This is a genomic window from Chryseobacterium sp. VD8, assembly GCF_037149975.1.
Taxonomy (GTDB): domain Bacteria; phylum Bacteroidota; class Bacteroidia; order Flavobacteriales; family Weeksellaceae; genus Chryseobacterium; species Chryseobacterium indicum.
Genome location: NZ_JBBCQL010000239.1, coordinates 1 through 6,914 on the forward strand (window position 1 = coordinate 1; position 6,914 = coordinate 6,914).

General features: G+C 35.4%; 6 protein-coding genes and 6 tRNA genes. All 12 read right to left on the reverse strand.

Annotation, left to right across the window (positions count from 1 at the left end):
- A partial coding sequence (locus WFK35_RS19130) for a hypothetical protein (protein WP_336733939.1) occupies positions 1 to 1,425 on the reverse strand: 1,425 nt, incomplete at its 3' end.
- The gene (locus WFK35_RS19135) at positions 1,412 to 1,930 is read right to left on the reverse strand and encodes a hypothetical protein (protein ID WP_336733941.1); all 519 of its coding nucleotides are present in this window, start codon (positions 1,928 to 1,930) and stop codon (positions 1,412 to 1,414) included. The genes WFK35_RS19135 and WFK35_RS19130, both read right to left, overlap by 14 nt.
- A gap of 112 nt (positions 1,931 to 2,042) precedes the next feature.
- A tRNA-Gly gene (locus tag WFK35_RS19140) sits at positions 2,043 to 2,114 on the reverse strand.
- Positions 2,115 to 2,119: 5 nt separating this feature from the next.
- Positions 2,120 to 2,195, reverse strand: a tRNA-Arg gene (locus tag WFK35_RS19145).
- A gap of 7 nt (positions 2,196 to 2,202) precedes the next feature.
- Positions 2,203 to 2,274, reverse strand: a tRNA-Asp gene (locus tag WFK35_RS19150).
- 1 nt (position 2,275) lies between these two features.
- Positions 2,276 to 2,349 (reverse strand) — tRNA-Gly (locus WFK35_RS19155).
- Between the two features lie 6 nt (positions 2,350 to 2,355).
- Positions 2,356 to 2,424, reverse strand: a tRNA-Ser gene (locus tag WFK35_RS19160).
- A gap of 10 nt (positions 2,425 to 2,434) precedes the next feature.
- Positions 2,435 to 2,505: transfer RNA gene (locus WFK35_RS19165), tRNA-Asp, on the reverse strand.
- A 7-nt stretch (positions 2,506 to 2,512) separates the two neighbouring features.
- The gene (locus WFK35_RS19170; protein ID WP_336733943.1) at positions 2,513 to 3,877 is read right to left on the reverse strand and encodes an SDR family oxidoreductase; all 1,365 of its coding nucleotides are present in this window, start codon (positions 3,875 to 3,877) and stop codon (positions 2,513 to 2,515) included.
- A 360-nt stretch (positions 3,878 to 4,237) separates the two neighbouring features.
- Positions 4,238 to 4,903, reverse strand: a complete 666-nt coding sequence (locus WFK35_RS19175) for a hypothetical protein (RefSeq protein ID WP_336733945.1) — start codon at positions 4,901 to 4,903, stop codon at positions 4,238 to 4,240.
- 190 nt (positions 4,904 to 5,093) lie between these two features.
- Complete coding sequence (locus WFK35_RS19180) at positions 5,094 to 5,807, reverse strand: DUF434 domain-containing protein (RefSeq protein ID WP_336733947.1); 714 nt, start codon at positions 5,805 to 5,807, stop codon at positions 5,094 to 5,096.
- A 15-nt stretch (positions 5,808 to 5,822) separates the two neighbouring features.
- Positions 5,823 to 6,815, reverse strand: coding sequence for a hypothetical protein (locus tag WFK35_RS19185; protein ID WP_336733949.1), 993 nt, complete (start codon positions 6,813 to 6,815; stop codon positions 5,823 to 5,825).
- Positions 6,816 to 6,914 lie beyond the last annotated feature (99 nt).

Sequence of the window (6,914 nt, forward strand, 5' to 3'; positions counted from 1 at the left end):
ACCGATCGGCTCTACTTTATCCCATAATTTTTCAATTCTATTTAAAACATCATTAAAAACCGGAGTATTGTAATGCGTCCACTCTCTTTCAAGTTCACGCGTCTTAAAATTCTGAAAGCTGCTGTGTCTCAATTTTAAAATAGAAATCAGCTTTTTAAAATAATGACGTTGCAAATTCAAAACAAAAGTAAAATTTGACCTTCCGACAATAAACTGATCTTTTGTAATGCACAGACTGTCCGTAACTCTAAAATAAATATTTTTTGCCACATTCTCCAGTCCGGTATGTGTTCCGTAAAAATAATGCGTAACCTCCTTCAAAGCAGGAAACTCAGAGCCTGCTAAACTGGCATTATCTAAAATTCCTACATATTCCAGCGCTTTAAGCTGAACTTTTGAAGAACCCAATATTCTTCCGCTGACTTTTTTTAAATGATCAAATTTATTATGAGTATATGCATGAATGTCTAAATCTCCACCAATTTCAACAATATTCGGGGCTGAAATCTGATAGGTACAAAATGTACTTTTTATCTTTTCCAGTGCATTTAAGTAACAGGTTTCCGAACCATGATTTTTCAATGCTCCGTTTATTTCTTTCAATACGGGAAAAGAAGCTCCGGACCGATGATTGATCATAATTCCGCCAGAGATTTCCAAAGCAGAAAAGTTAACATACGAACCATTTTCAAGATGAATAGTGCCCGTCATTTCCTGAAGTTCAGGAAAAGAAAGTTTTGCCCGCACAAAGCGAAGATTACCTGTCATTTTTTTCAGCACAGGGAAATCATGGGTACATTCATCGGCTAAAGAATCGGTGATTTCTATTTTAAGCCCTCCATGAACGAATTCCAGATTCGGAAAGGAAATATCTTTACCAAAAATGTTGATTCTTCCGCGGATTTCCTGATGCGGTATCATAATATGGTCTCCGAAAATATCAATATTAAAGATTCCGTCTTTTGGAAGATTTTTAACTTCATACTGATGGTTTATCGGGATAACAACTCTTCCCTGTACCAACTTTTTACTTTTTGCGTACACGGCAGCATTTTTCAGTTCAATGTTTCCTCCTATTGTTGCTAAGTTTTTAAAGCTGAAATCAACAATACATTTAAAATTACCTCTTACTTTTTCCAACTGATCCAACATTGCAGGACAATGCATCGTAAAATTTTCTTCTACCATTTTCAGCTCCGGAAAAGAACAGTCGGGAGCATCTATGGAGAGATTCCCTTTTACAGTCTCAAGATTCGGAAAATTGCAGCCTTCCCCTCTCAACACGAGATTTCCTTTAATTTCAGTACAATCAAAGGTTGTGTTTTTAGCATAAATTTCTATGGATGCATTCTCATCAAAAACAGCTTCCGTGAAGTCTTTTACGGAAAATATTTTATATCGTTGTATAGGTTTAGTCGTATGCATTTTCTATGAGTCTTGTTATGGGGTTATATTCCTGCTGGATATATTTTACAAAACATTCGCTTTGGATGCGGAGCGTTTTGTGTTCGTTATGCGTGATAAAAGAGTCCTCTGAAGTAATGAATGTTTCCGTAACTCCGTTTTTATCATAAATACTGTAATTTTTAGCTTTCAGCATATGCTGGTTGCTTGTTTTTTCAAGACAGTAAGTTTTAAAATCTTTGGTGAAGTCTGATAAGTTTTCAATTGGATTATGATCATTAACCGGTCTTTTTCTCTCAGTTCTGGTTAATTCTTTTTCTTTTTTTTCAGGCTTTTCCAACGTTTTTTTCACAGATTGGGCGACAGGTTTCGGTAAAGTTTCCAAAATGACTTCTTCTGTTTTGTGTATCACAGGTTTAGATGATTCAGGAAGCTTTTCAACAACCGGTCTTTCTTTCCACTGCATCGGAACCGGGGTATACACTTCATCAATAATTCCGAAAAAAACTAATACTTTTTTTAACATGGCTTTTATTTTTAAGATAAAGCAAAAGAAGGTCGGGATCGAACCGACAACTTATTCGGTCGGAATATATTTTTCCGGATTAAACTACAACTTTTGTCTTATGTACTCATTGTGAAATGGGCAGGATTCGAACCTGCAGCCTCTGACTTGGAAGGTCAGCGCTCTTCCATTGAGCTACCATTTCCTTTTTGGGGAGATAAGCAGGACTCGAACCCGCAACTCATTTTAGAAGAATGTATTTTTCCATTTTTATTACTATTGTCTCCATTTTGGGAGCGCAGCAGGACTTGAACCTGAATTTCCGGCACGATAAGTCGGTGTCCTTCCATTTAGACGATGCGCTCTTAGAAACGTGCGGGATTCGAACCCGCAACATCTAACTTGGAGGGTTAGAGCTCTTCCATTGAGCTACCGTTTCTCTTTTGGGAGATAAGCAGGAATCGAACCTGCAACTCATCTTAGCAGGATGTATTTTTCCATTATACTATTATCTCCGTTTTTGGAAAGCGTGTGGGACTCGAACCCACGACCTCCGCCGCGACATGGCGGTATTCTTCCTGCTGAACTCACGCTTTCTATATTTTACCAGTCATTAATTTTATAATTTTTTAATAAAACTCCGCTGAAATAATTTCCGTTGATTCCTTCCACAATCGGATGGAGAATTCTCGCCGCTCCGTCTACAGAATCCAATGGCGGAATGTATCCCTGCTCAAACTGTTTCTTTCTTAAACTTTCCTTCGCACCTGTGGAAATCCATCCTACATCCACTGCCGTCATATAAATCTGGTCTTTTTCAAATTCTTTAGCAGAAGTAAGCGTCATCATATTCAAAGCTGCTTTCGTCATATTGGTATGCGGATGAAACATTGTTTTGTTGTTATAACTGAAAATACCTTCTGAAGATGTTACATTAACGATGAATTTTTCTTTGAAAGAAGAAGCCTTCATCATAGGTTTTAATTCTTTGATCAGAAAATACGGCGCAATGTGATTGATTAAATTCACCTCAACCAATTCGTACATCGAAATTTCTTCCAGTGTGGAATTCCAGCTTGTTTTATCACGATTATCCACCGGTTGTCCGAAACGTGTTAAAGCGACATTTGTTTCTTCATTTTCCGCATACTCCAGTTTTCCGACCTCTGCGGAAATTGGGGTTGCGTTCGGAATCAATTTATGATTGTTTTTAAACTCAACGAGCATTTCGTTTTCACGTCTGATGATGGGAAGGTAATACTGATCGGGATATTTAATCGTCTGTGCCGCATTATTAATGAGAATATCGAGCGTTTCAAATTTCGACTGATAAAAATCTATAAATTCCTGAATTGCCTTCAGATTTCTAAGATCGAGACCATAGATCCAAAGTCTGTCTTTCCATTCTTCATAATCTGCTTCCTGCTGCAAAGTTTCCAGTGCCAAAGCCGGAAAACGGGTCGTCAAAACCAAATTGGCACCATTTCTCAGGAGCTTTAAAGCGGCTGCGAAACCTACCTTTACACGTCCTCCGGTTAAGATGACATTCCGTCCCGTTAAGTCTGCCGAAAGAAAACGTTTTTCATAATTTTCATCCGCACATTTCGGGCATAATCTGGTATAAAAGGAATGGGCATACTGATAACTCTGGTTACAACAGTAGCAGTTTTTGGGAATTTGTAATCTGGTGAGTTGGGTATCATTTTTTTCACCATCATAAAAAGCAGAAACTCCCGCCAAAGCTTTTTTCATCAGTACCGATTCTGAATTAATTTCAAGATCGTGCGTTTTCATCTGAGAATAACTTTCCAGACGGTTTTGCTTTTTGGCGTTCTTATGAATTTTCGTGATCAACCCGGAAAAAGTTTGGTTGTCCGGATTTAGAAATGGTTCATCTTTCAGGGCTTTTAATACCTTGAGACATGATTCCCATTCGTTTTGCGTAAAGTTTTGGTTAGAAAAATCCATTGCTTTTTATTTTACGCTTACAAAATTATCTGCGTAATGCGCAATGTTTTTACGTAGAGATAAAAATTTTTAAAACATTAAGCTTTTTTAAATTCTGATTATCCGCAATATGCTGTAACTAAATGCTGTTTGCTGTAATCATTATTTTTTTACCACAACGTACACTAAGGTTATCCACAAAGCTCACAACTATTGTGCTCCTTGTGAAACCTTTGGTGTTCTTCGTGGTTAAAATTCAAGTATGATAAATAACGGATATTTAATTTTAAATAGATAAAGATTAAATCATTCTGATTTTAAGGTTTATATTAACATCTTAATACTCTTAAAGCTTAATGACCTATTAAATGGTTTAAAAACTTATTGTAAAGAGTTTTCGTCATTAATAAAAAACTCCAGAAAGCCGATCAAATGTTTTCCGCCGTGGCTCCAGCGGATTCCGTGACCTTCTTTTTCCCTGACCTCAAAAACCAGTTCGTGTTTGTAATGAAAGAAAACATTCCACCATGTGGTGTGGTCGAGAATATAATTGATTTTCTCCATCACTTTTTGCTGCTTCTGCTGATTATTTCCTTTTACTTCGCCCCAGAAATCATCATTCAGCCGACCGACGTGTTTTTCCCACGCTCGCTGTGCGATGGTAATTTCGCTGTTGAAAGGTTTTTCACAGGCTTCAATCAGCAAACTTCTTAAAGGCGGAACGGCATTTTCATCACGAAGACTTGCCGAAGTGAGGCGTTGTCCTAAAATATTCAGCCAATGTTCAAAAGGAATTTCTTGCAATTGTTTTGCTTTAACCTCATCAGGATTTTCAGATTCAAAAACAGAGATGAATAATTTAAAACTTTCATCACGGTCGATTTTAATTTCTTCATTAAAATAGGGCAGATTCCAATCTAAAACCTGATTTTTAAATTTATGAATGTTTTTCTGTAAAATTTCAAGATGTTCTTCGGCTAGAATGGCGTGATATTTTTCTTTCCATTCCTCAGAAAATAATGATGTATATTTTTGAAATGATTGCATGGTTTTTATTTTTTTAAACACTAATAACACGAATATCTTTCACAAATATCACAAATAATTTATTGTGCAATTTGTATTTACTTAAACACGAATAACACTAATGTTTTTCGCAAATATCACAATAAATTATTCGTGCTTTTTAGTGTTGAAATTTGTGCCATTTGTGTTTTATATAGCGTTTGTGTTTAAATCAACACATTTTGATAACATTAGCCGAAAGGTTTTCTTCCTGAATTAAATATTCGATGAGATTGAACCAGCTTTTGCAATGATCCAGAATCCATGCATCAGAAGAAATCACAATTTCAGCATTTTCCGCTAAAAATTTATCGGGATTAAATTCCAGTTCAACGTTCCAGTTGAGGTTATTTTCAATGGCAAAATCCATAATGATCTGCTTAATTCTTCCGCTGTTGGAGACTGGTTTGTCGAAAATCCAGATCAGCTTTTCTGCATGAGATTTATGAAAAAATGAAGCAACGAGTTCAATGGCTTCCTGCGTCTGATTTACTCTTTTATAGGTTCCGAAAACACCGGAAAGATCGCGGAAACAGCCATCTGTTCCTTCAAAAATATAAGCTCCGGAAAGAAGACTTTCGAGTAAAATGAGGACATTGAAGCCATCAAGATATATTGTTTTGGTTTTCAATTCAGAAATTTTGAGCTGTTTAGATTTTCTGTTCTGAAGCTGAGTTTCTGAAGCGGAAGCTCCTCGAACTGCCTGAATCTGTCTTGTTTTAAGGCGGTAATGATTTCCCGCCAGTTCCGACGAAGCTTTTTCTGCATAGTTCCGGCTTAATAAATACTGCATATCCTGTACTGCCGATTTCATTTTCTCAAGCTGTTTTTCTGATCCGAATAAAGTATCATCGCCTGTATTTTTTCCGCGGTTTCTGTTGCTCATATTTAAATTTAAAAGTTATTTTTCAGCGTAATTATAATAATTTGCTTCAGAATCGAAGATAACAAGAACATTTTCTTTTACTCCGTAAGTTGCCGTGTCGCTTATATAATCAAAACTTTCCGGTAAAGTTTCACCATTGGTTTTTAACAGATTGTATTTGTTGTCTTTTTTAAATACTCCAATAATTTTAGCCTGATAAGCAGGAGTAATACATTCGAGTGGTGTTGAAAGAATTAAGTTGAGTTTATTATTTTCATAGGTATAATAATTCCACTTACTGTTTTCGTTGTATAACATGACATAATTTCCTATAAATTTTGCGTGTTCAAATTTTATTTTAAGAATCTCAGTCCCATCAGGCAGATAAAGACCATATTTATTTTTCTTTTTTAAGATCAGTAAGTCCTGATTTGTACTTTTATATATCAAATCCTTTTTAGAAATAATAGAATCTACATCTGTTTTAAAAACCGGTCCTTTATTTACCTCAATCAAGTTATATTTCCCGTTTGGGCTTTTTGATATAAAATAATCGGGCGTTGCGGGCTCTCCGCAGTAAATAGAAGATTCCCGAAAAATTCCGTTTCTTACATCATATCTGGTGACCTCATCAAATACTGCATATTTTTCATAAGAAGTCAATTTAATCGGATAGGAAGATAAAGAGTAAAAAATAAATCTTCCGCTCCGATCAATCAATCCCCATCGGTTTTTATACTTTACAACGGCTGTTTTTCCAACAAAAGGATAAGCCATTTCAAATCCGTAAGGAAATATTTTTTGCCTTGTTTTACTGTTATAAAAATAAAATTCACGGGAACTGTCACCAGAATAATCATATAAATTACTGACAAAAACCGTATCATTATCAGTCATCCAAACGAAATTATCCAGCAGGTAAAGATCTATTTTATCTTTAAATTCAGAAATTGAATTCTGCGAGAAAAGGCTTCCCGAAAAGAATAATAAAATGAGAACAGTATATGATATTTTCCTTTGCAAATTCATGGTTATAAGAATATTTTTTACAAATTACAAAACTATCTCAATTAACAATACAAAGCTGAAATTATTTATACTTATTGTTGTTACAAAAAAATCTTAAGA